This is a genomic window from Nocardia sp. X0981 (assembly GCF_977089955.1).
The window spans coordinates 2,933,906-2,958,888 of record NZ_OZ372435.1 but is presented as its reverse complement, the minus strand read 5'-3'; the positions used below and the strand labels follow the sequence as shown (position 1 = coordinate 2,958,888).

The 24,983-nt window shown below is 69.5% G+C and carries 21 protein-coding genes; 8 read left to right on the top strand and 13 right to left on the bottom strand.

Going from position 1 to position 24,983, the window contains the following annotated elements; genetic code table 11:
• Positions 1–37: 37 nt before the first annotated feature.
• Both ACYR7D_RS12870 and ACYR7D_RS12865 read left to right on the top strand, forming a co-directional pair.
• The gene (locus ACYR7D_RS12870) at positions 38–412 is read left to right on the top strand and encodes a hypothetical protein (protein WP_459549741.1); all 375 of its coding nucleotides are present in this window, start codon (positions 38–40) and stop codon (positions 410–412) included.
• Positions 409–1,494, top strand: coding sequence for a WXG100 family type VII secretion target (locus tag ACYR7D_RS12865; protein ID WP_459549740.1), 1,086 nt, complete (start codon positions 409–411; stop codon positions 1,492–1,494). Before ACYR7D_RS12870 ends, ACYR7D_RS12865 begins: the two co-directional genes overlap by 4 nt.
• A 113-nt stretch (positions 1,495–1,607) precedes the next feature.
• Here the strand turns inward: ACYR7D_RS12865 and ACYR7D_RS12860 are convergent, their stop codons facing one another.
• The 4 genes from ACYR7D_RS12860 to ACYR7D_RS12845 all read right to left on the bottom strand — a co-directional run bounded on the left by ACYR7D_RS12860 (position 1,608) and on the right by ACYR7D_RS12845 (position 5,666).
• Positions 1,608–2,966, bottom strand: coding sequence for a DoxX family protein (locus ACYR7D_RS12860; RefSeq protein WP_459549739.1), 1,359 nt, complete (start codon positions 2,964–2,966; stop codon positions 1,608–1,610).
• 416 nt (positions 2,967–3,382) lie between these two features.
• Entirely contained in the window at positions 3,383–4,120 is a 738-nt protein-coding gene (locus ACYR7D_RS12855) for an SDR family NAD(P)-dependent oxidoreductase (RefSeq protein ID WP_459549738.1), read from the bottom strand.
• Positions 4,121–4,244: 124 nt separating this feature from the next.
• Positions 4,245–4,562 (bottom strand): hypothetical protein, encoded by a 318-nt coding sequence (locus ACYR7D_RS12850; RefSeq protein ID WP_459549737.1) that lies wholly within the window; start codon positions 4,560–4,562, stop codon positions 4,245–4,247.
• A gap of 36 nt (positions 4,563–4,598) precedes the next feature.
• On the bottom strand, positions 4,599–5,666 hold the full coding sequence (locus ACYR7D_RS12845; RefSeq protein WP_459549736.1) for a protein kinase family protein: 1,068 nt from the start codon (positions 5,664–5,666) through the stop codon (positions 4,599–4,601).
• Between the two features lie 319 nt (positions 5,667–5,985).
• On the opposite strand from ACYR7D_RS12845, the gene ACYR7D_RS12840 reads away from it, so the two are divergent.
• From ACYR7D_RS12840 to ACYR7D_RS12815, 6 genes are all read left to right on the top strand, one after another.
• Positions 5,986–7,017 carry an ABC transporter substrate-binding protein gene (locus ACYR7D_RS12840; RefSeq protein WP_459549735.1) on the top strand — a complete coding sequence of 344 codons (1,032 nt, stop codon included), beginning with the start codon at positions 5,986–5,988 and terminating at the stop codon, positions 7,015–7,017.
• A gap of 98 nt (positions 7,018–7,115) precedes the next feature.
• A complete protein-coding gene (locus ACYR7D_RS12835; RefSeq protein WP_459550138.1) occupies positions 7,116–8,072 on the top strand; it encodes a FecCD family ABC transporter permease in 957 nt (318 codons plus the stop codon).
• Positions 8,069–8,875: an ABC transporter ATP-binding protein gene (locus tag ACYR7D_RS12830; RefSeq protein ID WP_459549734.1), complete on the top strand. Its 807-nt coding sequence runs from the start codon at positions 8,069–8,071 to the stop codon at positions 8,873–8,875. The genes ACYR7D_RS12835 and ACYR7D_RS12830 overlap by 4 nt, the downstream gene beginning before the upstream one ends.
• Positions 8,876–9,005: 130 nt before the next feature.
• Entirely contained in the window at positions 9,006–9,935 is a 930-nt protein-coding gene (locus tag ACYR7D_RS12825) for a hypothetical protein (RefSeq protein WP_459549733.1), read from the top strand.
• A gap of 107 nt (positions 9,936–10,042) precedes the next feature.
• Entirely contained in the window at positions 10,043–10,846 is an 804-nt protein-coding gene (locus ACYR7D_RS12820; protein ID WP_459550137.1) for an alpha/beta fold hydrolase, read from the top strand.
• 25 nt (positions 10,847–10,871) lie between these two features.
• On the top strand, positions 10,872–11,531 hold the full coding sequence (locus ACYR7D_RS12815; RefSeq protein ID WP_459549732.1) for an endonuclease V: 660 nt from the start codon (positions 10,872–10,874) through the stop codon (positions 11,529–11,531).
• 84 nt (positions 11,532–11,615) lie between these two features.
• On the opposite strand, the gene proB is transcribed toward ACYR7D_RS12815, so the two are convergent.
• The 9 genes from proB to ACYR7D_RS12770 form a co-directional block, all read right to left on the bottom strand.
• Entirely contained in the window at positions 11,616–12,737 is a 1,122-nt protein-coding gene (gene proB / locus ACYR7D_RS12810; RefSeq protein ID WP_459549731.1) for a glutamate 5-kinase, read from the bottom strand.
• Positions 12,738–12,776: 39 nt separating this feature from the next.
• The gene (obgE, locus tag ACYR7D_RS12805; RefSeq protein WP_459549730.1) at positions 12,777–14,234 is read right to left on the bottom strand and encodes a GTPase ObgE; all 1,458 of its coding nucleotides are present in this window, start codon (positions 14,232–14,234) and stop codon (positions 12,777–12,779) included.
• Positions 14,235–14,342: 108 nt separating this feature from the next.
• The gene (rpmA, locus tag ACYR7D_RS12800; protein WP_364587554.1) at positions 14,343–14,609 is read right to left on the bottom strand and encodes a 50S ribosomal protein L27; all 267 of its coding nucleotides are present in this window, start codon (positions 14,607–14,609) and stop codon (positions 14,343–14,345) included.
• A gap of 68 nt (positions 14,610–14,677) precedes the next feature.
• Complete coding sequence (gene rplU, locus ACYR7D_RS12795; RefSeq protein ID WP_030523233.1) at positions 14,678–14,989, bottom strand: 50S ribosomal protein L21; 312 nt, start codon at positions 14,987–14,989, stop codon at positions 14,678–14,680.
• Positions 14,990–15,376: 387 nt separating this feature from the next.
• Entirely contained in the window at positions 15,377–18,970 is a 3,594-nt protein-coding gene (locus ACYR7D_RS12790; RefSeq protein WP_459549729.1) for a translation initiation factor IF-2 N-terminal domain-containing protein, read from the bottom strand.
• A 404-nt stretch (positions 18,971–19,374) separates the two neighbouring features.
• Positions 19,375–19,791, bottom strand: coding sequence for a nucleoside-diphosphate kinase (gene ndk, locus ACYR7D_RS12785; protein WP_459549728.1), 417 nt, complete (start codon positions 19,789–19,791; stop codon positions 19,375–19,377).
• A gap of 112 nt (positions 19,792–19,903) precedes the next feature.
• Positions 19,904–20,320 (bottom strand): DUF4233 domain-containing protein, encoded by a 417-nt coding sequence (locus ACYR7D_RS12780; RefSeq protein WP_459549727.1) that lies wholly within the window; start codon positions 20,318–20,320, stop codon positions 19,904–19,906.
• Positions 20,321–20,513: 193 nt separating this feature from the next.
• Positions 20,514–21,899, bottom strand: a complete 1,386-nt coding sequence (gene folC / locus ACYR7D_RS12775; protein WP_459550136.1) for a bifunctional tetrahydrofolate synthase/dihydrofolate synthase — start codon at positions 21,897–21,899, stop codon at positions 20,514–20,516.
• Positions 21,900–21,970: 71 nt separating this feature from the next.
• The gene (locus tag ACYR7D_RS12770) at positions 21,971–24,649 is read right to left on the bottom strand and encodes a valine--tRNA ligase (protein WP_459549726.1); all 2,679 of its coding nucleotides are present in this window, start codon (positions 24,647–24,649) and stop codon (positions 21,971–21,973) included.
• Between the last annotated feature and the right edge of the window lie 334 nt (positions 24,650–24,983).

The following is a 24,983-nucleotide window of genomic DNA, read 5'->3' as shown; positions in this document are numbered from 1 at the left end:
TTACGCTGGGCGAGACCGACGGAGGGGTACGCCGTTCATGAAGATCGAAGAGAGTCGCGCCGAGATCGTCCGGTTCCGCCAGGCAGCCCACGCGGGAACCGTCAAGTTCGATCCGGACGCGGCACGTCGTTGCGCGGAACTGTACGACCGGCAGGCCGATCGCTTGATTTTCCTCCGGCAGCGTCTCGAGGAGGCCGCCGATCTACGCGGTTTCGGCGGTTTCGTCTCCGCCCAGCAGCTGCAGGCCGGTTTCGGGCACAAAGCGCGCGATGCCGCCGCCCTGCTCGATCACTACATCGAGGCCGCCTACCGCATGAAGGAGGCGTTCCTGATCAGTGGTGGCCTGTACGAGGAGGCCGACGCCGCGAATGCCGCCGCCGTACGCGCCATTGAATCGGAGATCCCGCGATGAGTGGCACCGATCCCGAATACATCAGCGCCATGGAGCATTTCGAATCCATGCGCCATGAGGACATCTACGCGGGCACCCAGCAGATCGATGCCGCGGAGATCCTGCGCGCCTCCGGCACCTGGATGCACGCCGCCACCACCCTGCAGACCTCCTTCCCGCTGACCCGCTCCGGGGCGGAGCGGGTGATGAGTGCCATGGGCTGGGAGGGAGAGGCCGCCGACGCCGCTTACGCCGGCACCCGCAGCTTCGCCGATTCGGTGAACGAACTGGCCGCCGTGCTGGGGCAGGTGGGGTTGCGCCTCGGCGCCGTCGCCGCCGCCGCGGAGGCCGTGAAGATCGCGGTGGTCCCACCCGGGGAATCCGGCCCGGTCGGCGCGCTGGCCCGGCTGATGGAAGCGGCGAAGGTGATCGACGCCCACATGGTGCAGGAGGTGCTGCGCCAGGAGGCGATCCTCACCATGAACATGGTCTACAAACCCGCCTACACCACCGCGGGCACCGGGGTCCCGGCACTCCCCGATCCGCCGGCCGCCCCGGGCGCACTGCCCCCGCTGGAGCCGCCCCGATCGCAGGTGGTGCACACCGCCGGCACCGTTCCGGCTCCCGCACCGACCGCTCCCGGCACCGCCGAGCCCGGCGCGGACGCACCGCGGGACGAATCGGCGCCGCCTTCGGCACCGGCACCGGAGAACGCTCCGCAAGCGCCCGCGCCCCCCGCTGCCGCAGGCGGTACCCCGCCGCCGCCCGTGGCACCGGCGCCCGGCGAAGTTCCACCGCCCGCGGAAGAGCCGAAGCTGTCCGCCCCGCCACCGCCTGCCGGGCAACCCCCGGCCGCCGAACAACCTTCTGCCCCGCCGGAACCCCCTGCGCCGGAAACACCTCCGGCCCCCGCTCCCCCTGCGCCGGCCCAGCCCCCGGAACCGCCCGCTCCGGCGCCGGCCGAACCGGAGGCTCCGGCCCCGCCGGGGCAGAACCCGACCGGAGTCCCCCTCTCCGATCCCGGCGGTCAGCCCGGAATCACCGGCCCCGTTCCGGGTCAGCGCGCCCCCGACCAGCCCGGTGTGATACCCCCCGGACGGTAGCCGGCCCAGTGGTGCGCCATCCGTGGTGCGCTCACCTCGGGAGCGGCAGGCCCGCGTACGCCGGCCCGGCACGACCGCGGCGAGACGACGGATCGGAAGCTCGTTCCGGTCGGCTACAGGTTGGGGAATTCCTGGACCCAGTGGAAGGCCGGGCCGTTCAGCGGGAAGCTCGCCGGGTCCACCCAGCGCAGATCGACGGCTGTGGGCCGGCCGTCGAGTTCACCCTCCAGGCGCAGCTGTCCGGTATCCGGCTGGTGGTAGGTGAAGGTGCCCGGCGGAGTCGCGACCGAGCCGGACTCCGGTACCGCGGCCAGCGTGAGGGTGCGTGCGCTCTCATCGATCTCGGCGGGTGCGGTGACCAGGCCACCGTCCATACGCTGCAGTGTCACCGCCCCTGGGGCCTCGATCACCACGCGCTGCCACCGGTTCTCCTCGGTGAGCAGCGGCGCGACCGGCTGCCCGGCGACCCGGAATCCGGTAACCTCCCACAATCCGTACAGCGGTGGCTTCGGTGCGCCACCACCGAACTCGTCCCAGCTCGCCCAGCCCAACTGCACCACCCCGGCCACCAGCCACACCCCGAGCACCGCCTGGGCGATGCCCGCGTACCGGTTCGCGCGGCGGCCGGTGAACAGCGGCGGCTGGACGGCCGGGTCGGCCCGGCGGGCCAGCAGGAAGAAATCCGCGAACCGGCGGGCCTGCGGGGCGAGCAGCACCAGCGAGAAGACCAGCAGATGGAACGAAAGGATTTTGACCGGTACATCGAAGGTCATGTTCAGCACGAACACCTGGGCCATGCTCACGAGACTCAGCATCGCCCCCAGGGTGGCGGTACGGGGTACGAGGAGCAGCAGACCGCCGATCAGTTCCGCTGTCCCGAGCAGGATCTCGTAGACCGGAGAGCTGCCCACCTGCAACCACAGCACCGACGTCGGCGAGAGCTGCCCGTACGGCTGGATCAACACCGACAGTGGTGGCGGCGGCATCTGGGTCGGTACGGCCTTGGCGATCCCGTAGAACAGCATCTGCCCCGCGAGGCACAGGCGTAGCCCGGTCAGGAACCAGGCGCCGAGCCGGGGATAGGCGAGCCGGCGCCGGTCGAGCACCGACCACACCAGCGCCGCGCCGGCCGACACCACGACCAGGCAGAACAGCATCACCCAGATAGCCGCCTGATCACCGCTGCCGGAATTCTCCTGGAATACCGCCTCGATACCGAACACCGTGCGCCCCACCCATTCCAGTAGCGGAGCGGCCTGCCGTAACGGCCAGGTCGGCGTATCGTCGGGCAGCACTTCGTACAGGGCACCGACGAATACGTAGGCGACCTGCCCGATCATCGCGCAGAAGAGGGCGGAATAGACCACACCGAACCGGAAACCGATACGGGCCGCCCAGGGCCAGTGGGCCGGGGTGGTGGACGGGGATTCCGAGCGCACGGTTTTCGTTATCGCCGTATCGTCCAACCGCACAACGCACCTCGCTGTCCCGGACCGAACCGGCGATCCGCCCGGCCCGGCCCCGCGCCGGGCGCACCAGTCGAACATAGAGCACCGGCCGCCCCGGACACCTCCATGGAAACCCTGATTCCCCCGTCCGCCACGAGCAGGATCCGGGCCCCTCTCCAGCGGTACGGTCCGCCTTGTGCTGGGGTACGTGGGTACTGCGGACCTCGCCACGAATACCGGACCCGTTGTCCGTGTCGTGCGGGAGGTACTGGCCGATGAACTACTCGGGTTGTATCCGTACGGCTCCGCCGTGACCGGCGGCCTACAGCACGACAGTGATCTCGACTTCCCGGCCGTCGTGGCGACGAGCCTCGGCCGGAGCGGGCCTGACGGCCGCACCGGCGCCGGAAAACGTCACCGGTGGTGGGTGATCACCGGGTTCACCAGGGAATCGGCCCGCCCGCGCCGACGAAAGCGCCACCGGTACACGGGTCGGTGGTTTCGGCCGCCGCGAAAACGACGAGGGCGGCCTCCTCCGGCGTCGTCGGCGCATCGGCCGACGCGGGCGCCAGTTCGGTCGCGACGAAACCCGGGCATACCGAGATCACCCGGACCGGGGTATCGGCGAGCAGTTTGGCCAGCCCCACCGTGATGCTGTTCAGTGCCGCTTTCGAGGCCTGATAGCCCGGCACGATCATCGGGTAGTACTGCGAATCGGGGTTGCGCTGCTCGGTGAGCGAACCCATTTCGGTGGAGATATTGACGATATGCCCGGCCGGGGCCTGCCGTATGAGCGGAAGCAGCGCCTCGATCACATTGGCCGGCCCGAACGTGTTCGTCATCAATGTCTCGGTGAATGCCCCGGGATGGGCGAAGTTCACCTCTCCCGAGGCCGTGGCCTCGGGCAGGATACCCGCGTTGTTCACCAGTACATCGATGTAGTCGTACCGCTCGGCGAGCGATTCGCGCAGGCAGCGCGCACTGTCGACCGAGCAGACGTCCAGCGTTTCCCCCTCCGCGAGCAGTCCCTCGGCCCGCAGTTCCCGCACCACGGTGTCCACCGCATCGGCGCGCCGGCCGGTGACGATCACTCGGTATCCCTTCCGGGCGAACAGGGTTGCGGTGGCGCGGCCGATTCCGCGCGTCGCCCCGGTGACCACCACGATTTTCTCCGACATATCCGTCCTTTCGCGATTCCGTTCGTGCCCTATGAGCTTCGGCGAAAGCACGCGGGCACGCTGGCAGGAAATCGCCGTGGCATTCGGCCGCCCACGGAGGGACGTATCGGCTCGTGGGCCCCGGTCAGCGAGCCGTGTCCCCGCCCGGCGGTTCCGCTCCCGGGGCGGGGCTCAGATCGACCAACTCGTAGTAGCTCAGCGCGAAGGGTTGCAGCAGCGCCCGCATGAAACCCGGCCCGTCCTCGGCGCCGACCAACCGCCCCTCCCCCAGGATCTCGATACCGCGGCGGAACCATTGTTCGGCGAACAGACAACCCTCGGCGTCGAGAACGACCAGCTCGGCGGCCCCTGCGGCGGTGAGCCGGAATTCGGCGACCCGCCGCGGCTCCCACGAACCGTAATCGAAGACCGCGATCAGGGTGGGGGTCCGGGCGTTGCTCATGGTTCCGTTCTCCTTCGGGGAGCGACGATGTGGATATCAGGTCCGGTACGGTATGAACTGGAAACCCGGCGGCCCATCCGGAACCTCTTCACACCAGTTGATCGAACCGGGCCATTTCTCTCCGGTGATCTTCCCGTGCATCTGGATCTCCTGGAGCCGGGCCACGGCCCCTTCGACGGCCTGGGGACTCAAGTCGAAATCGCTTGCCGCACTGCGTAATTGGTCTGGATGCAATTGTTTGACCGCGTCCAGCACATCGGGATGCAGCGCCTGATTCAGCTGCGCGGTCACGAAATCCGACCTGATACCGAAATGCGGATCCGGCCGCTCGGGGAAGGTCAGGCCGTGGTCGATCGCCACGATCTGCGGCCCGTCGGGGCTCGTCACGGTCCGATAGTTACCGGCGTGCCGGTCGGTATTACCGATGATGTAGTCGAGAACCGCCATTTGATGCCGCTGCAGCTTGTCGTATTTGGTGATCGAACGTCCGTCTTTCGAGGGCACGAAATCCATGATCGAACCACGTCCGTACCCTTCGGGCCCGTCGACGACGGCCGTCGGCGGAACCCGGCCGAAGCCCAGCATCTGATCGACCCGGTAGGTGAGAACCTCGCGAGCGGCCTGCTGGCCCCCGCCCTCCGGGATTCCGATCCGCATGCGGATCTCCCCCGTGAACGGCTTGAAAACATTGTGACCACCATCGGTCGACTCCATCCGCCACACCTGCTTCGGCACCTCTCGGCCGTCCAGCCCGTGCTGGCGTGTCTTCATCCGCGGGTCCGGAAGCGCCGGCCGCTGCCCGGGTGGTGGCGGGACGAGCCGGCGCCGCCGCATCATCAGCTCCCCGGCGCTCGGTTCGAACACCCGCTTGCGGCCGCTGAGCGGATGCGGCACGACGCTGCGGCGCGGTTCGTCGGCCATGGGGGCCGACTGCTCGATTCGCTGGGCGCCCTCGTCCACGGTCCGCTGGGTCCTTCGAGCCGCGAGGTCCAAGGTGGCGCTCTCGCCGCGGATCCGTAAGGGCACGGTGCTACCCACCGCCGCGACGGCTTCGGTCAGCCGCCGGAGCACGAGGTCGAGGGTGCGACCTATTTCGCCTGCCAATGGTCCGGCCCTCCTCGTCTGTCCACGACCGGCATCGGGACAGGGGCGTCACCAGGCCAACGGTAACAGCTGGTAGAAGCGCCCGAAGCGAGGTGACCGCCGTCCAGCCGCACCGGAGCCTCGAATCGGTCGTACGTCCAGTTTCCTGTTCGATACACTGAGCGACGGCCGTACTGCGGCCTCGGCGTAGTGAGGGAACCCGGTGGGATTCCGGGACTGGCGCGCAACGGTGACACCTCGCGGGTGAAGTCCGATCGCTCACGCGCCGGCCCGGATCCGGCCTCGCGCACAGGCCCAGACGCAAGGAGTCCACGCCGTGATGCGGTCCCTCCCCGTAGCAGCCGCCGCCCTCGTGACCAGCCTCTTCCTCGCCGGGTGCACAACTTCCGGCAACAGCCCGGCGACCACGCCCGCCCACGACTCCGGCTACCCGATGACCATCGACAACTGCGGCGTAACGGTCACCGTGCAGGCGCCACCGCAGCGCGCCGTCGCATTGAACCAGGGTGCGGCGGAGATCCTGCTGTCCCTCGGTCTCGCGGATCGGATGGTGGGCACCGCCACCTGGACCGACCCCGTACGAGCGAACCTGGCCGACGCCAACGCGCGCGTACCGCGGCTGGCCGACAACAAGCCCTCGTTCGAGGTGGTACTCGGCACCGAACCGGACTTCGTCGCCGCCTCTTTCGGCGGCACGCTGGGTCCGGGCGGGGTCGCCGAACGAGACCAGTTCGCGCAGCTGGGTGTCCCCAGTTACCTCTCCCCCACCGACTGCGACGGAAAAACCGATGCCAGTGTCAACGCCGACGGCGCCCGTACCGAACCGCTGACCATGGATTCGGTCTACCAGGAGATCCGGGAGCTGGCCGCGATCTTCGACGTCCGGCCACGAGGCGAGCGACTGATCACCGAACTACGCGACCGCCAGAACACCGCGACCGGCCGGATCTCCGCCGGCGAGGTTTCGCTGGCGTACTGGTTCGCCGATACCGCGACCCCCTATGTCGCCGGCTGTTGCGGCTCTTCGGGAATCATCACCGACGCGGTCGGCGCGACCAACGTCTTCGCCGACACCACCAACGAGTGGCCGCAGGTGAGCTGGGAAACCGTGCTCGATCGCGACCCCACCGCGCTCGTCCTGGCCGACCTGAGCCGGCGCAGTCTCGCCGGTGACGCCTTGGCGAGCAAGATCGAATTCCTCGAATCGAATCCCGTGACCGCGCGGCTGACCGCCGTCCGGGAGCGACGCTATATCGTCGTCAACGGTGCGGATCTGAATCCCTCGATCCGAACCATCGACGGCATCGAGAAGGTCGCCGAGGCGCTGGAACGGTGGGGCTACGGGTCGTGAATTCCCGCCCCGTATCCGCCGGCCCGGCGAGCCGAGGTACCCGAGTGCCCGCCACAGCCGCGCTGGTCCTGCTCGGATTGTGCGTACTGGCCGGCTCCATGGCGGTCACCATCACTGTCGGTCCCGCGCAGCTGTCGATCGGCGATGTCTACGGCGTACTGTTCGAGAAGCTCGGTATCGGCGCGTCCACGGTCTCGGCGATCCGGGAGGGGATCGTCTGGGAACTGCGACTCCCCCGCACCCTGCTCGCCGCCGTATGCGGTGCCGGGCTGGCGGTGTGCGGAGTGATCATGCAGTCCCTGCTGCGCAACCCGCTGGCCGACCCCTTCGTGCTCGGTATCTCCTCCGGCGCCTCGACCGGAGCGGTGGTCGTGGCCGTGCTCGGGGTGGGCGGTGGAGTGGTCTCTCTGTCCACCGGCGCCTTCCTCGGAGCCCTGGTCTCGTTCGGGCTGGTGCTGTTGCTGGCGGCCGGTGCCGGGGGCGGCGCGGCCAAGGTCGTATTGGCCGGGGTCGTCGGCACCCAGTTGTTCTCCGCGCTCACCTCGTTCATCGTGCTCTCCGCGGCCGACGCCGAACGCACCCGCGGCATCCTCTTCTGGCTGCTCGGGTCCCTGGCGGGGGCCACCTGGACCGATGTCACCGTCACGACGGCGGTCTGTGCCGCCGGTTTCCTCCTCTGCTGCTGGCGGGCCTCGGCACTGGACGCCTTCACCTTCGGCTCCGCGGCGGCGGCCTCCCTGGGGATCGCGGTCGGGCGGACCCGGCTGCTCCTGCTCGTGGTCACCGCCATGATGACCGCTGTGCTGGTCGGCGCGGCCGGAGCCATCGGTTTCGTGGGCCTGGTGCTGCCGCATGCGGCGCGGTTCCTGGTCGGCCCCCGGCACAGCCGCCTCCTGCCGGTCACCGCCGTACTGGGCGCGGTCCTGCTGGTCTGGGTGGACGCGCTGGCCCGTACCGTATTCGAGCCCCAGGAGGTTCCGGTCGGAGTAGTCACCGCGCTGATCGGCGCCCCGGCCTTCGCGGTACTGCTCTTTCGTACCAGGAGTACATCATGACCCTGAGCGCACAGCAGCTATCCTGGACCCGCGGCGGCCATCTCGTCGTGGACGATATCGATATCCGACCGGAGCCGGGGCAGACGGTGGGACTGCTGGGGCCGAACGGCTCCGGTAAATCCTCGCTGCTCCGTCTGCTGGCGGGAGTCTCCCGGCCGGACAGGGGAACGGTCGAGCTGGACGGTACTCCGCTGCACCGGCTGGGAAAGCGGCCGCTGGCCCGCCGTATCGCCGTGGTGGGCCAGCACGCGCACACCGATACCGATATCACGGTCTTCGATGTCGTGCGGCTCGGCCGGATCCCCCATCGCGATCTGTTCGGCGCCGACACCCGCGAAGCGGAAGCGATCGAGCGCGCACTCCGCGCCACGGGCCTGACCGAGCACGCGCAGCGCACCTGGCACACCCTTTCCGGGGGCGAACGACAGCGTGCCCAGATCGCCCGGGCACTGGCTCAGGAACCGAGCGAGCTCCTGCTCGACGAACCGACCAATCACCTCGATATCGCCCATCAGCTCGAAATTCTCGAATTGCTCACGCGACTGCCCGTCACCACCGTGGTCGCCCTGCACGATCTCAACCTCGCCGCCATGTTCTGCGACTACATCCTGCTCCTGGACGGCGGGCGGATCGCCGCGCACGGCACCCCGGCCGAAACGCTGACCGAACAGCTGGTGCGAAGCGTATACGGCGTCGCGGCGACGGTGACCGTAGAAGAAGGTATTCCGGTCGTCCGCTATCGCCGCCCAGCCGTCCCCGGCGCGGGGGCCGACCTCCGGAAGGAGGGATCGCCTACCCGGTGATCCGGCTGTCGCGGCAGCGGAGACCGGGCGGTGACGCAGAGGCGCCACCACCCCGCCGGGACGCGGGATCGCCCTCCGATTGCCGATATCATGAGAGCTCCCACGCGATCCTGAAGCACAGGTACTACCGATGACACGCCAGTCGCACACCGTATCCCCCGAGATGCCGCGGGCCGAGGCGCCGGACGCGGTGAACGGTCCGCGAGCCGCCGCGGCGCGTGACTACTTCCCACCCACCCGGGAACTACGGGGCAATCCACACGGCTGGACCTATCCGGCGGTGTTCCTCGTGGCCGTGCTCGCGACCTTCCTGCTGGCCCAGGCATGGCTGGCGCTGGGCGCGAACGAACCACTGCGCCCGGCGCTGCATATAGCGGCGGCGGTCTGGGTGGCCTCGTTCCTGCCGATGCTGTCGGCGACTTCCCGGGGCCGGACCCGGATCCGGATCGAGGGCGCCCGCTTCGCGAACGAACACGGTGCGCTGGTGGTACGCCGGTCGCTGGGTTACGAGGTCGCGCTGGTCCTCTGCTTCGTCAGCCTGGCGGTACTCTGCGCCATCTTCGGTATCGGCACCTGGCAGGAAGCCCTCACCCTGCCGCTGCACCCCCCGGTACCGCCGTGGCTCGCGCTGGCCGCGGCCGGTCTGGTCCTGGTCCACCTGGGCGGGTACGCCCTACGGCCGGAGATGCGCCGGCTGGTGCTCACCCCGATGCATATCGTGCTCCCCACGAAGACCTCGGTGGGGAACATGGTGAGCTGGACGGCGATAGAACGGATCGCCGTGGTGTCCCGGAACAACTCCAAAGGCACCATCCGGATCGAATCGCCCGGTCGCAAACCGGGGCGCACGGTGACGAAACGCATTCACGCGGAGAAGCTCTCGATCGGTTCCGCCGCGACGTACTGGCTGGTCCGCTTCTATCACGACCATCCCGAACTACGCGCCGAACTGTCCGACGACCGTGCCGTGGTACGCCTGCGCACCTACGCCCTCGTCGAGCCGGCCCCCTCGCCCGCCGGACCGCCGCTCGTACCTATCGGCAGTAACATGGCCGGGTGAACAGCCCCTTCCCCGAAACCTCCCCGGTTGCACCGCAACCGGAGGGGATCGGTCATTTCGCCGACGAGACGGCCCGAGCACGCTTCGTGGCCGCCTACCGTGCCGGAATGGCGACCCTCCCGACCCCGGCCGAAACCCGCGTGTTGTCCACCTCGTTCGGCGAGGTGACCGCGTACCGGTTCGGTCCCCCGGCCGCCGAGCCGATCGTGTTGCTGTCCGGGCGGCAGGCCTCGACCCCGATGTGGCGGGTGAACATTCCCGGTCTCCTCGCAAAGCGCACCGTATGGTCACTGGACAGCCTGGGTGAGCCCGGTGCCACCGCGCAGACCGCACCCTTGACCGGCCCCGAGGAGCAGGCCGCCTGGCTCGACGAGGCGATCGCCCAGCTCGGAGCCGAACGGGTGCACCTGCTGGGGGTCAGTATCGGCGGATGGCTGGCCGCGCAAACCGTTGTCCATCGTCCGCAGCGCGTAGCGTCGGCGACCCTGCTCGATCCGGCGATCACCTTCGCGCCGATCACCTGGAAGATGATGCTGGTCTCGCTGGGCAGCGTGATACCCGGTATGCCGCAGCGGGTCCGGCAGTGGCTGCTGAGCTGGATCTCCGGCGGCGCGAAGGCCGACGAATCGGTCCCCGAGGCGCAGCTCATCACCTCGGGTATGCGTGATTTCGTACAGATACCCGTTCAGCCGAAACAGCCGACCGTCGAGCAGCTACGCGCCGTTACGGTGCCACTGCTGGTGATCCTGGCAGGCGACAGTATCGTGCACGATTCCTTCCGGGCTGCGGAGCGGGCCCGCGAGGTCCCGGGCGCCGAAGTCGAGGTCTGGCCCGGCCGGTCGCATGCCATCAACGGTGAAGCGCCCGAGGAGATCGCCGCGCGCGTCGATCGGTTCCTCATGAAACGGTAGCGCGGCCGCCCGATAGGCTCCGCACATGGTGCGGGTGCGGCGGATGCACGAATGGGTGGTCGGCGAGGACGAAGCGGTGGCCATCCAGCAGCGCCTGCGGTCGCGGGTGCGGATGGACGACGAGCACGGACCGCTCCGGCGGGTGGCCGGACTCGATGTCGCCTACCGCGATCCGGATACCGCGATCGGGGTGGTGACCGTCCTGGACCTGGCGACCCTGGCGATCGTCGATCACGCGGTGGTCCGCGAACGTATCGTGTTCCCCTACATATCAGGACTTTTCGCGTTCCGCGAGGTCCCGGCGCTCACCCGGGCGCTGGAAGCGCTGACCGTCGAACCCGATGCCCTGGTCTGCGACGGCCACGGTCTCGCCCATCCCCGCCGCTTCGGTCTCGCCGCGCATCTGGGCGTGCTCACCGACCTGCCCAGTATCGGTGTGGCGAAGAAATCCTACGGCACCCATACCGAACCGGGTCCGGGCCGCGGTGACCGGAGCCCGGTCACCGCGGACGGCGAGATCGTCGGCGCCGCGCTGCGCACCCAGCGGGGAGTCAAACCGGTTTTCGTCTCCGTGGGGCACCGCTTCACCCTGGAATCCGCCTGCGCGCTGGTACTGCGTCTCGCGCCGCGCTACCGGCTCCCGGAAACCACCCGTACCGCCGACCACCTGGGACGTATTTCCTGACCCGCCGACCCGCCGCACGGACCGGTCGGCGACCCTACGGCTCCGGATCCGTTCCGATCGGGGGAAGGCCGCGGCGGTGGCCGCTCACGCCCGCACGAGGTCGTCGGCGTGGATCACCGGGCGCTGCATACTGTCCGGTAGTTCCCGGGTGGACCGGCCGAGCATGGTGCTGAGCTCGGCGGCGTCGTATTCCACCACCCCGCGGGCCACGAGCGAATGATCCGGGCCGATGAGGTCCACCACATCACCGCCGTGGAAACGACCCCGCACCCCCACGATTCCGGCAGCCAGCAGGGACCGGCGGGCCCGCGCCACGGCGGTCACGGCTCCGGCGTCGATGAGAATGGCCCCGCGGCTGTCGGCGGCGTGCCGCACCCAGAACCTGCGCGCCGACAGCCGCACCGGCCGAGCGGCGAAAGCCGTTCCGACGGTACCGGTGCCGAGCGCTTCGGCGGCATCGGTGGCGGCGGCCAGCAGAACCGGTACGCCCGCGTCCGCGGCCAGCCGGGCGGCGGACAGTTTCGACGCCATCCCCCCGGTACCCAGCACACCGCCGGTACCCGCGATCACACCGTCGAGGTCGGCGCTGGTGCGTACCTCGGGGATGAAGTTCGCGTCGCCCTTGCGCGGGTCGCCGTCGTAGAGCCCGTCCACATCCGAGAGCAGGAACAGCGCGTCCGCCCCCACCAGATGCGCCACCAGGGCGGCCAGCCGATCGTTGTCGCCGAACCGGATCTCCTCGGTCGCGACGGTGTCGTTCTCGTTCACCACCGCGACCGCGCCGAGCGAGCGCAGCCGGTCGAGCGTGCGCTGGGCGTTGCGGTGGTGTTCCCGGCGGGCGAAATCGTCGGCACTCAGCAATACCTGGCCGACAGTGCGGCCGTACCGGGCGAACGAGGTACCCCAAGCGTGGGCCAGGGCCAACTGCCCGACGCTGGCCGCCGCCTGCTTGGTGGCGAGATCATGGGGCCGCCGGGTGAGCCCCAGCGGAGCCAGCCCGGCGCCGATGGCACCGGAGGACACCACGACCACATCGGAGCCGGCCCGCATCCGGGCCTCGATCGCATCGGCGAGGCGGTCGAGGCGGTCGATATCGAGACCACCGCGCAAACTGGTGAGCGCCGACGACCCTATTTTCACGACCACCCGCCGGGCGCCGGCGACGATCGCCCGGGTATCCCCGGGTTCGGGCGAAACACCGCTCACGGCCGTGCCCCCGCTCCCCGGTATCTCGGATTCACCTGCCTACTCCTCGCTGTCCTCGTCGACCAGACCGCGCCGCACCCGCGACGCGTGCTTACGTTCCGCCGCGCCGACCCGGCCGGTCTGCTCCAGCCGGATATCGGTGCCGCGACCGGTGGGCACCATATCGGTACCCGCGGCGATCTGCGGCTCCCAGTCGAAGGTCACCTCGCCGATGGTCACCGGCGCCCCCGGTTCCGCGCCGAGCCGCACCAGTTCGTCCTCGACACCGAGCCGGGCCAGCCGGTCGGCGAGGTAACCGACCGCCTCGTCGTTGTCGAACTGTGTCTGCCGGACCCAGCGCTCGGGCCGGGTGCCGCGCACGATGAAACCGCCCGGCTCGTCGGGATCGGCGAGCACCGTGAACCCCGACTCGTCCACCGGGATCGGCCGGATCACCGGGCGTTTCGGTTCCGCCTTCGGATGCGCGTCCCGGTAATCCTGCACCAGCTGGGCGAGGGCGAATCCCAGTTGGCGCAGACCCGCGCGGCTGACCGCGGAGATCCGGAAAACCGGCCAGCCGCGCTGCTCCAGTTCGGGCGTGACCAGGTCGGCGAGATCCTCGGCCTCGGGGATATCGACCTTGTTCAGGATCACCACCCGCGGCCGGTCGGCGAGATCCCCGAGACCCGCGTCGCCACGCAGGGCGGGTTTGTAGGCGGCCAGTTCGGCCTCGAGGGCGTCGATATCGGAGATCGGATCACGCCCGGGCTCCAATGTGGCGAGATCGACCACATGGGCCAGGACGGCGCAGCGTTCCAGATGCCGGAGGAAATCCAGGCCGAGCCCGCGGCCCTCGCTGGCACCGGGGATCAGCCCCGGCACATCGGCGATGGTGAAGGTGGTATCCCCCGCGTGCACCACCCCCAGGTTCGGCACGAGCGTGGTGAAGGGATAGTCGGCGATCTTGGGTTTGGCGGCCGACAGCACCGAGACCAGCGACGATTTCCCGGCCGAGGGGAAACCCACGAGCCCCACATCGGCGACGGATTTGAGTTCGAGCACCACATCGCGGGCCTCGCCCTCCTCGCCGAGCAGCGCGAACCCGGGCGCTTTGCGCGCCTTGGAGACGAGGGCCGCGTTACCCAGCCCGCCCCGGCCGCCTTTCGCCACCACGTACCGGTTACCGACCCCGACCAGGTCCATGAGGACCTCGCCGTCGGTATCCAGGACCACGGTCCCGTCGGGCACCTTCAGTAGCAGCTCGCCGCCCTTCTTCCCATCCCGGTTCCCGCCCTCGCCGGGTTTACCGTTACCGGCCTTGGCGTGCGGGTGGAAGTGGAAGTCGAGCAGAGTATGCACATTGGCGTCGACCTCGAGGACCACATCGCCGCCGTTGCCGCCGTTACCGCCGTCCGGCCCGCCCAGCGGTTTGAACTTCTCCCGGTGCACCGAGGCGCAACCGTGGCCGCCCTTACCGGCGCGCACATGAAGAACGACACGGTCGATGAACTTGGCCATGGCCGGATCATCCTCCTCTGGGATGGTGAACGCGGGGGGTGGAAACGCGAAAAGCGGGTCGAGGGTGTATCACCCTGACCCGCTCGCTGTGGTGGAGTCGTCAGCCGGTCAGGCTTCGACCGGCTCCGGGACCACGATGTTGACGGTCTTGCGACCCCGCTTGCTGCCGAACTCGACGGCACCGGCCGCCAGGGCGAACAGGGTGTCGTCACCGCCGCGGCCGACATTCACACCGGGGTGGAAGTGGGTACCGCGCTGCCGCACCAGGATCTCGCCGGCCTTGACGGACTGTCCGCCGAAACGCTTCACGCCGAGCCGCTTGGCATTGGAATCGCGGCCGTTCCGGGAGCTGGATGCACCCTTCTTATGTGCCATTGCTGATACTCCTTCAGCGCGGGCTGTGCAGCCCTGCGTGCTCTTCGGGCCTGCGGCCCGGTGGGTCGTTACTTGATGCCGGTGACCTTCAGGACCGTCAGCGGCTGACGGTGACCCTGGCGCTTGTGGTAGCCGGTCTTGTTCTTGAACTTGTGGATGCGGATCTTCGGGCCCTTGGTCTGCTCGACCACCTCGGCCGACACCGAAACCTTCGCGAGCGCGTCGGCCGCGGTGGTGAGCTCGGCGCCATCGACGACGAGCACCGGCGACAGTGCCACGGAGGTGCCCGGCGCACCCTCGATCTTCTCGACCTTCACCAGGTCACCGACCGCGACCTTGTACTGCTTTCCGCCGGTCTTGACGATCGCGTACGTTGCCATCGGTCGGCTGCCCTTCTTCCTCTAGTGCTCGGCACTCGTTCATACGGTCGTCCCCCGGTTCACACCGGATCGACCGTACGACTGGTCTGGTAATCACCGCCGCCTCAGCACCTGGTGGCTCTCGGTATCGGGAACCGGCCACGGAACAGCGCATTGCTGCCGCCGGGCAGCGACTGGCCAAGATTACAGGATGCCGGTACACGCGACCAAACCGGTCCCCGGCTCGCACCCGAGAAGCGCGTCCACGCAGCGGGGCGGCCTGCCGATTCGCCGCGAACACGCCCGGACGGCCGTATCGGGCAACGAGCCGGTTCGACGGCAGCGCCCGTGCCCGAAGAAGAACGCCCGGCCCTGTCGATCCAGTGGGCCGGGCGTTCCTCGGGGAACTCAGTTCTGCTCGTCGACCGGCGGGCCGGCGGGCCGGCCGGCCGCCCGGCGGCGCACCCGGCGGGCCGGCAGCTCGACCTCCGGGGTCTCGGCCGAGAAATCGGCCACCGCCGCGGACGGCTGCTCCTGCGCCGAGAGGACGAAAACGGTGCCCGTACTGTCGGCGGCCGGCGCCGAGGTCGAACGGGCGACACGGCGACGGCGAGCCCGGACCGGGGGCACCCCGTCTCCGGCCTCGGTTGCGGGTTCCGCGGCGGCCTGCCGATCCGCCGCGCTCTCCGCCGGCGCGTCCGGCACCCCGTTACGCGCCGCGGCGTCCGTATCCACGGCGGCTTCACTCACCGCGGGGTCGGCCGTGACACTCGCCTCCGGACCGGCGGCCACCGGCTCGGTGACGGCCGGTGCGACAGGCTGCTCCGGTGCCTCCTCCGATGCGACGGGCTGCTCCGGTGCCTCCTCCGATGCGGCCGGAGACGGCTGCGCGCTGTCCGGTGCGGCGGCCGCCTCGGCATGCGCACCGCTGCCGTTCAGCTCCGCGGCGGGACGCTCGTCGCCGGACGCCGCCGCACCGGACGACCGGCGAACCCGGGTGCGGCGCCGCCGCGGTTCCGGTGCCTTCTCGGCGGCACCGGTCCCGGCCGCGGTGCGGGCGGAACCGTCCGGCGCCGCTCCGGCACCGGAGGCGGCGAGGTCCGCGGGGGCCTCCGCGCTCGCCGGCACACCGTCCGGGCCCGTCGTATCCTGCGCCGGGACCGCTTCCACGTCTGCGGCCGTCTCGTCCGTCTGATGGGCGGCCATGGCGAGTGCCACCGGATGGGCGCGTTTGGCGGCCGCGTCCTCCTCGGCTACCTCCGGCACCGCGGGTGCCGCCGCGGGGGCGGGCGCGGCCGCGGACTTGTCGCGGCTGCGGCGGCGTCGCGAACCCGTTTCGCGACCCCGGCCCGCCGACTCCTCCGAACCGGCGGCCTCCACCGGATAACTGTGCACCAGCAGGCCGCGGCCGTGGCAGTGTTCACACGTCGTGGAGAACGCCTCCACCAGGCCCGTACCCAGCTTCTTACGTGTCATCTGCACCAGGCCCAGCGAGGTGACCTCGGAGACCTGATGCCGGGTGCGGTCGCGCCCCAGCGCCTCGGTGAGCCGGCGCAGCACCAGATCGCGGTTGGATTCGAGGACCATATCGATGAAATCGACCACGATCATGCCGCCGATATCGCGCAGCCGCATCTGCCGCACGATTTCCTCGGCCGCCTCGAGATTGTTCCGGGTGACCGTTTCTTCCAGATTGCCGCCGCCGGAGCCGGTGAACTTCCCGGTGTTGACGTCGATCACGGTCATGGCCTCGGTGCGGTCGATCACCAGGGTGCCGCCCGAGGGCAGCCACACCTTGCGATCCAGCGCCTTGGCCAACTGCTCGTCGATCCGGTAGGTCTCGAAGACGTCGGCCCCGTTGTTCTCGTGCCGGGAGACCCGGGCGAGCAGATCGGGCGCGACGGTGCCGATGTAGTTCTCGACGGTGGTCCAGGAGCGCTCACCCTCGATCACCAGTTTCGAGAAGTCCTCGTTGAACAGGTCCCGGACCACCTTCACCAGTAGGTCGGGCTCCTCGTAGAGGGTCTTCGGGGCGGTGGCCCGGCCCTCGGCCGCCGCGGCGATCTTGCGCCAGGTGGCCTGCAACCGTTCCACGTCGCGGGTCAGTTCCGCTTCGCTGACGCCTTCGGAGGCGGTGCGGATGATGACGCCGGCGTCGGCGGGCACGATATCGCGCAAGATCTCCTTGAGACGCTTGCGTTCGGTATCGGGCAGTTTGCGGCTGATACCGGTGGACGTGCCCCCGGGTACGTACACCAGGAAACGCCCGGCCAGGCTGATCTGCGTGGTGAGACGAGCGCCCTTGTGGCCGACCGGGTCCTTGCTCACCTGGACCAGTACCTGATCGCCCGGTTTGAGGGCCTGCTCGATCTTGCGTTCCTTACCGCCGAGCCCGGCGGCCTCCCAGTTCACCTCGCCCGCGTAGAGCACACCGTTGCGCCCGCGGCCGATATCGACGAACGCGGCTTCCATACTGGGCAGCACGTTCTGCACCTTGCCCAGGTACACGTTGCCCACCATCGACGCCGAGCCGGTGCTGGTGACGAAATGCTCGACGAGGATATTGTCCTCGAGCACGGCGACCTGGGTGGCGGCCGAATGTCCGGGGAACTCCTTCTCGCGGACCACCATCACCCGGTCCACGGCCTCGCGCCGGGCCAGGAACTCCGACTCGGTCAGGATCGGCGGGCGGCGGCGACCGGCCTCCCGGCCGTCGCGGCGGCGCTGCCGTTTGGCCTCCAGCCGGGTCGAGCCGGTGATGCCCTGGACCTCGTCGACGCGGGCGCGGGTCTTGTTCCGCGGCTCGCGCTCGTGCACGACGGTATTGGGCGGATCGTCCTCGGCCGGCTCGTTGTCACCGGATTCCCCGGCCACCTTGCGCCGCCGCCGGCGGCGCCGCCGGCGGCTCGTTCCGGTATCGGAGTCCTCGCCGGTATCGGACTCGCCGGATTCGGCCTCGTCCGTCTCCGCGCTCTTCTCCTCGGTATCGGCGTCGGGCGCCTCCGCGGACTCGGCCGGGCTCTCGGATTCGGTATCGCCGTCGGCGTCGGCGGGCTGTTCACCACGACCCCGGCCGCGGCCGCGGCGGCCGCGCCGCCGACGACGCGGCTGATCATCGGAGTCGTCCTGATCGGATTGATCGTCGGCACCGGCCCCGGTGTCCGTCTCGTCCTCGGCCTCGGCCTCGGCCTGCTCCCGGGACTCCTGCTCGGCTTTGCGACGCCGGCGCAGTTCCTCGGCCGCGGCGGCGTCCGGGGAGAGGAACAGCGGGGCCGCGACGACCGCGGATTCGAAGACGACCGGTTCGGCCGCCGCCGGCTCCTCGGGAACCGGGCTCGCGAACAGGCCGGTGGCCGCGGTGAAGGTCGGCGGAGGGGCCGCCGGGCCGGAGACACCGGTATCCGAGGCGACCGGTGTCACGACCGCCGAAACGGCGACCGTGGCGGCCGACGAGCCGGCGGTCTCGGCGGCTGCGGTCGCGGTGTTCTGCTCTTCGGAGACCGCGGCGGTCTCGCCCGGGGCGGTCTCGCCCTCGGGGGAGGTGACCGGTTCGGGCCCCTGGCCCACCGTGCCCGTATCGGCCGGCTCCCCCACGACCGCCCCGGACCGGTTATCGATGCCAGGGATTTGCCCGGTCCCGGTCCCGGGGCCGGGAGCCTGCCCGGCGGTCGCGGCCTCCGCCGCGGTACCGGACTCCGCCGCGTTCCCACCCGGATCGCCGGGCGCGGCGGCCGCCGGGTCCGGCGCGGGAGCCGCGGGGTCGAACAGGGCCGGTTCGGCCGGGCTCGAGGCAGGGGTGGTCAGCGAATCGCGGACCGACTCCGCGACCGCCCGGTCCACGCTCGACTGCGGGCTACGGGCTTCGGTGCCCAGTTCGCTGAGTTTGGCCAGAATGCGCTTGCTGGTCACTCCCAGCCGTTTGGCGAGGGCATGTACTCGGATCCGCTCCGGCAAATGATCGTCGTCCTGTGATGTGGTGTTCAGCGGCTCTTGATCGGCCACGAAGTCTCCTCGGGCCCCCGGGCGCGTTCCTCATCGAGTGACGCGGCCGTCGCGGGGACGCTTTCCGTCCGCCTCGCGCGGTTGGCACGAGGTCCATGGTCTCGCCCCGCGTGCCCGGTTATCTCCACTATCGAACGTCGGTCGGGCTAACTGGCCACGCGGCGCCTGGCATATGGCTGAACCCCGCGGTACGAGCACTCGTCCAGCGCGCCGGGCAGACGCAGCCCAGAAATCCGGCTGTACGTCCGCGGCAGCGATGGCGGCATCGTTCCGCAGCGTGTCATCCGGTCACACCCGGTTCCGGGCGCGACCGGTACCAGTATCCCACACCATGCGCCAGGTGTTCGCCACGGCGCCGCTCCGGGCCCTCACACGGATAGGGAAAGCCCGGCACCCGGCGAGGATCAGAGAGGGAATTCGGGGAACCAGAGCGCTATTTCACGCTTGGCGGATTCGGGCGAGTCCGACCCGTGCACCAGGTTGGACTGCGTCTCCAGAGCCAGATCCGCGCGAATGCTACCGGGCGCGGCCTTCTCCACCGGATCGGTTCCGCCGGCCAGCTGCCGGAACGCGGCGATGGCGCGGGGCCCCTCCAGGACGGCCGCCACCACAGGACCGGAGGTGATGAACTCGATCAGCGAACCGTAGAACGGTTTGTCGGCGTGCTCGGCATAGTGGGCGCCGGCCAGTTCCTCGCTCACCTGCTTGAGCTCCAGGGCCGTGATCTTCAGGCCTTTGCGCTCGATCCGGCTCAGCACCTCACCGACGTACCCGCGGGCCACACCGTCCGGTTTGATCAGAATCAACGTCTGCTCTGTCACGGGGCCAGCGTAATAGGCGCAGCTGAGCGAGCCTCGACCGCGGTCCGCGCACGACCGGAACGGAACCCGCCCATCCGGCCACGGGAAGACCGGGGGATACCGCTCTCAGCTCTCACGATCCGCGCGGCCGCTGGCTGGGCAGGGTCCCCTCGTCCATCCGGCGCTTCACATCGGAACGCAGCAGCAGGATGAACGCCCAGACGGCGAGGAAGATCACGCCGATGATCGCGATGGACAGATGGAAAACCCCGCCGACCAGGACGAGCACCTGCAACCCCAGGTTGAACGGTATGGCCCAGGGACGCCGCTGCAACCCGGCACCCGCGATCATCAGCAGCGCCAGCACCACCAGGTAGGTCCCGGACAGCCAGGTGACACCACCCGCGATATCGGCGACCACCGGCAGGGCGAGCAGTACGGTGACGGCCTCGAGCACCAGGGCCCCGGCCATCACTCCGCGCAGCCCCTTCCAGGGGTCGGGCGGGGCCGGAGCGGCCGGCTCGGGTTCCGGCGCGTCGTGCTCACTCATACGGTGTCCTTGTTCATGGCGCCGCCTTCGGCGGCGCGGGTTCGGGGCTCACGCCACCGTAAGCGCTCAACGGCCTGCGGTCCGCGAACGAGCCCTGCCTTCGTCCCCTCGCTCCGGGCCCGGGTCGGGCGCCGGACCTTTTCGGGCCGTGTTCGGCGGATCGAGGGTCCAGGGTACGTCCGGGTGGCCGATGTCACGCCGGATCCTTACCGAACAGTGCGCGGGCGGCGCCGGCCGTCACTACCGAACCGGTGACCACCACGCCCGCGCCGGAGACCATCTCGCCCGATTCGCCCACTTCCTCGGCGAGTGCCACGGCGGTCTCCACCGCGTCGGGCAGCGTGGGCGCGGTGACCACCCGCTCGTCGCCGAACCGCTGAACGGCCAGGTCGGCCAGACGGTCGACCGGCAGCGCCCGCGGCGACCCGTTGCTGGTGACCACGATCTCGTCGAAAACCGGTTCGAGCGCGGTGAGTATTCCTTCCGCGTCCTTGTCCCCGAGCACAGCGACCACCCCGACCAGCTTGCGGAAATCGAATTCCGCGCCGAGTGTGGCGGCCAGCGCGGCCGCACCGGCCGGGTTGTGCGCGGCATCGATGAAGAGCGTGGGCGCGTTGCGCATCCGTTCGAGCCGGCCGGGGCTGGTGACCGCGGCGAAACCCGCGCGCACCGCCTCGATATCGAGCTGGCGCTGGGCGCCCGCCCCGAAGAACGCCTCCACCGCGGCCAGCGCGAGCGCGGCATTGTGCGCCTGATGCTCTCCGTGCAACGGCAGGAAGATCTCGTCGTAGACCCCACCCAGCCCCTGCAGTTCCAGTTGCTGCCCGCCGACGGCGATCCTGCGGCCGAGCACCCGGAACTCCGATCCGGCCCGCGCCACCGCTGCGTCGACCTCCACGGCCCGGCGCAGCAGAACCTCCAGCGCCTCGGGATCCTGTTCGGCGATGATCGCGACATTGTCGACCGGCACCAGCGAATCGGGGGCGCGTTTGATGATCCCGGCCTTCTCCCGCGCGATGGAGGTCAGATCGGGGCCCAGATAGTCGGTGTGATCCAGCCCGATAGGGGTGATCACGGCGACCTGGCCGTCGATCACATTGGTGGCGTCCCAGCTACCACCCATCCCGGTCTCCACTACCGCCACATCGACCGGCGCCTCGGCGAAAGCCGCGAACGCCATGGCGGTGAGCACCTCGAATTTGCTCATCGGTGGGCCGCCCGCGGTCTCCGACTGGGCGTCGATCATCTCGATATAGGGCTGCAGCTCCCGGTAGAGCTCCACGTAGCGACCCGGCGAGATGGGCCGGTTGTCGATACTGATCCGCTCGGTGGCCAGCTGCAGATGCGGGCTGGTGAAGCGGCCGGTGCGGCGGTGCAGCGCGGTGAGCAGCGAGTCGATCATGCGGGTGACCGACGTCTTGCCGTTGGTTCCGGCGATATGGATGGCGGGGTAGCCACCCTGCGGCGACCCCAGTACATCCATCAGCGTGGCGATCCGGGTGAGCGACGGCTCGATCTTGGTTTCCGGCCAGCGCTGATCGAGTTCGGCCTCGACCAGCGCCATCTCCGCCAGCTCCACCGGCGACGGCCCGCTACCGAGGCGGGCGCCGCCGTGTTGCCGCTCCGGCTCCGGATACCCGTCGGGGGTGTTCACTTGCCGCTCAGCTCCGCCAGCCGGGCCCCGATCCGCTCGACCTCGGCGGCCGCCACCGCGCGCCGGTTCCGGATCTTGTCCACCACCTGCTCCGGGGCCTTGGCCAGGAACGATTCGTTGCCGAGCTTGGCTTCGGTACCGGTGAGCTCCTTCTGCGCGGCGGCCAGATCCTTCTCCAGGCGGCGGCGTTCGGCAGCGAGGTCCACGGTGCCCGAGGTATCCACTTCGACGGTGACGGTGGTGCCACTGAGGCGCACCTCCACCGACGCCGTGGCCGCGAAATCCGCGCCCGGTTCGGTGAGCCGGCCCAGGTTGCTCACCTCGGGATGGAGGTGGCCGAGTCCGGCGGTATCCAGGCCCAGCAGCCGTGCCGCGACCTTCTGCTTGTCGTTGAGTCCCTGATCGCTGCGGAAGCGGCGGATCTCGGTGACCAGCCGTTGCAGATCGGCGATCCGCTGCGCGGCCGCGGTATCCGCGGAGGTCCCGGACGGGCGCGGCCAGCTCGCGATCACCACCGATTCATCGCCGGTCAGCGCCTGCCACAGCGATTCGGTGACGAACGGGATCACCGGGTGCAGCAGCCGCAGCACGGCGTCGAGCACCGCTCCGAGCACGACCCGGGTCGAATCGGCCCGCTCCTCGCTCTCGGCGAACTGGACCTTGGACAGTTCCAGATACCAGTCGCAGAGCTCGTCCCAGGCGAAGTGGTAGAGCGCCTCACAGGCCTTCCCGAACTCGTAGGCGTCGAACGCGGTGTCGACCTCGGCGATCACCGCGTCGAGCCGGTCGACGATCCAGCGGTCGGCGTCGGTGAGCGTCTCGCGGGCGGGCAACTCGCCGGGGCGGGCGCCGTTCATCAGCGCGAACTTGGTGGCGTTGAACAGTTTGGTGACGAAACTGCGTGAGGCCAGCGCGTGCGGTTCGCCGACCGAGAGGTCACCGCCGGGCTGGGCGCCGCGCGCCAGCGTGAACCGCAGCGCGTCGGCGCCGTAGTCGTTGATCCAGTCCAGCGGGTCGATCCCGTTGCCCCGGGATTTCGACATCTTCTTACCGTACTGGTCGCGGATCAGTCCGTGCAGGAACACGTCCCGGAACGGCACCTGGTACTCGCCGTCCTTGCCCGCGGTGATGGCGGCGTCCTCGGCGACGAAGGTGCCGAACATCATCATCCGGGCCACCCAGAAGAACAGGATGTCGTAGCCGGTGACCAGCACACTGGTCGGATAGAACTTCGACAGTTCCGGAGTGGCATCCGGCCACCCCATGGTGGAGAACGGCCACAGCCCGGAGGAGAACCAGGTGTCCAGGACGTCGGGGTCCTGCACCCAGCCCTCGGGCGCCTGCTCGTCGGGACCCACACAGACGATCTCGCCCTCCGGGCCGTACCAGATCGGGATGCGGTGGCCCCACCACAGCTGCCGGGAGATGCACCAATCGTGCATATCGTCGACCCAATCGAACCAGCGCGGCTCCTGGCTCGCCGGATGGATGACGGTATCGCCGTTGCGCACCGCGTCCCCGGCTGCCTTGGCCAACGCCTCCACCTTCACCCACCACTGCATGGACAAGCGGGGTTCGATCGGTTCGCCGCTGCGTTCGGAATGACCGACACTGTGCAGGTAGGGCCGCTTCTCGGCGACCACCCGGCCCTCGGATGCCAGCCGTTCGCGGACCTTCACCCGCGCCTCGAAACGGTCCATCCCGTCGAATTCGGTACCGGTCCCGGTGATCCGGCCGCGCTCGTCCATGATCGTGGGCATCGGCAGGTTGTGCCGCAGACCCATCTCGAAGTCGTTCGGATCGTGCGCGGGTGTGATCTTCACCGCGCCGGAACCGAATTCGGGATCCACATAGGAGTCGGCGATGATCGGGATCTGCCGCCCGGTGATCGGATGTTCGAGGGTGGTGCCGATCAGGTCCGCGTAGCGCGGGTCCTCCGGATGCACCGCGACCGCGGTATCGCCGAGCATGGTCTCCACCCGGGTGGTGGCCACCACCACGTGCGGTTCGGCGTCGTCGAGCGAACCGTAGCGCAGCGACACCAGCTCGCCGGGGACCTCGTCGTATTTGACCTCGATATCGGAGATGGCGGTGCGCAGTTCCGGCGACCAGTTCACCAGCCGTTCGGCCCGGTAGATCAGGCCGGCGTCGTAGAGGCGTTTGAAAATGGTCTGCACGGCCCGGGACAGGCCCTCGTCCATGGTGAAGCGGTCCCGCGACCAGTCGACACTGTCGCCGAGCGCGCGCATCTGCCACTGGATCGCGCCGCCGGACTCGCGCTTCCAGTCCCAGACCTTCTGCACGAACAACTCGCGCCCGAAATCCTCTTTGGTCTTACCGTCCGCGGCGAGCTGCTTCTCCACCACGGACTGGGTCGCGATACCGGCATGGTCCATCCCCGGCAGCCACAGCACCTCGTAGCCCTGCATCCGTTTGCGGCGGGCCAGGGTATCCATCAATGTGTGGTCGAGGGCATGCCCCATATGCAGCGTGCCGGTGACATTCGGCGGCGGCAGCACGATGGAATACGCCGGTGCGGAACTCGCCGGGTCGGCGGTGAAGTAACCCGCGGCTACCCAGCGCTCGTACAGGTCGGCCTCCGCCTCGCCGGGATTCCAGCTCTTGGGGAGGGCATCGGCACGATTACGCGTGTTGTCAGGGGCTGCGCTGGTCACGCCGCGATTCTAGTGTTATCGGCCTCGTCGGCGGCGGCGCGGGGTTGTGTGGGGTGGCGCCGCCTCCGGCTCCGTCGGGTCCGGACCCGAGCGCAGCGGTGGAGCATCGGGGGTGGCGGGCAGGGATACCGGGAGAAGACGAAGGCGGAGCCTTCGGTGGATGAGGGACACCGGAGACTCCGCCTACACCGGATATCCTACCGCTGTTCGGGGTCATCGCCTCGAATCCATAAGCAATTCTCAGCTTGAATCCCGGAATTCTCCGCCCCGACGGCACAGGTATTGTGACCGATCACCAGCTCGTGTGCTGCGAGTTCCATCGGGGAGGGGCCGC

Coding starts and splice junctions, on each gene's coding strand:
- ACYR7D_RS12840 (WP_459549735.1), top strand. CDS start 5,986: ATGCGGTCCCTCCCCGTAGCAGCCGCCGCCCTCGTGACCAGCCTCTTC.
- ACYR7D_RS12825 (WP_459549733.1), top strand. CDS start 9,006: ATGACACGCCAGTCGCACACCGTATCCCCCGAGATGCCGCGGGCCGAG.
- ACYR7D_RS12830 (WP_459549734.1), top strand. CDS start 8,069: ATGACCCTGAGCGCACAGCAGCTATCCTGGACCCGCGGCGGCCATCTC.
- rplU (WP_030523233.1), bottom strand. CDS start 14,989: ATGGCAACGTACGCGATCGTCAAGACCGGCGGAAAGCAGTACAAGGTC.
- ACYR7D_RS12780 (WP_459549727.1), bottom strand. CDS start 20,320: ATGAGTGAGCACGACGCGCCGGAACCCGAGCCGGCCGCTCCGGCCCCG.
- ACYR7D_RS12865 (WP_459549740.1), top strand. CDS start 409: ATGAGTGGCACCGATCCCGAATACATCAGCGCCATGGAGCATTTCGAA.
- ACYR7D_RS12870 (WP_459549741.1), top strand. CDS start 38: ATGAAGATCGAAGAGAGTCGCGCCGAGATCGTCCGGTTCCGCCAGGCA.
- ACYR7D_RS12820 (WP_459550137.1), top strand. CDS start 10,043: ATGGCGACCCTCCCGACCCCGGCCGAAACCCGCGTGTTGTCCACCTCG.
- ACYR7D_RS12815 (WP_459549732.1), top strand. CDS start 10,872: ATGGTGCGGGTGCGGCGGATGCACGAATGGGTGGTCGGCGAGGACGAA.
- obgE (WP_459549730.1), bottom strand. CDS start 14,234: ATGGCCAAGTTCATCGACCGTGTCGTTCTTCATGTGCGCGCCGGTAAG.
- ACYR7D_RS12855 (WP_459549738.1), bottom strand. CDS start 4,120: ATGTCGGAGAAAATCGTGGTGGTCACCGGGGCGACGCGCGGAATCGGC.
- ACYR7D_RS12850 (WP_459549737.1), bottom strand. CDS start 4,562: ATGAGCAACGCCCGGACCCCCACCCTGATCGCGGTCTTCGATTACGGT.
- rpmA (WP_364587554.1), bottom strand. CDS start 14,609: ATGGCACATAAGAAGGGTGCATCCAGCTCCCGGAACGGCCGCGATTCC.
- ACYR7D_RS12835 (WP_459550138.1), top strand. CDS start 7,116: ATGGCGGTCACCATCACTGTCGGTCCCGCGCAGCTGTCGATCGGCGAT.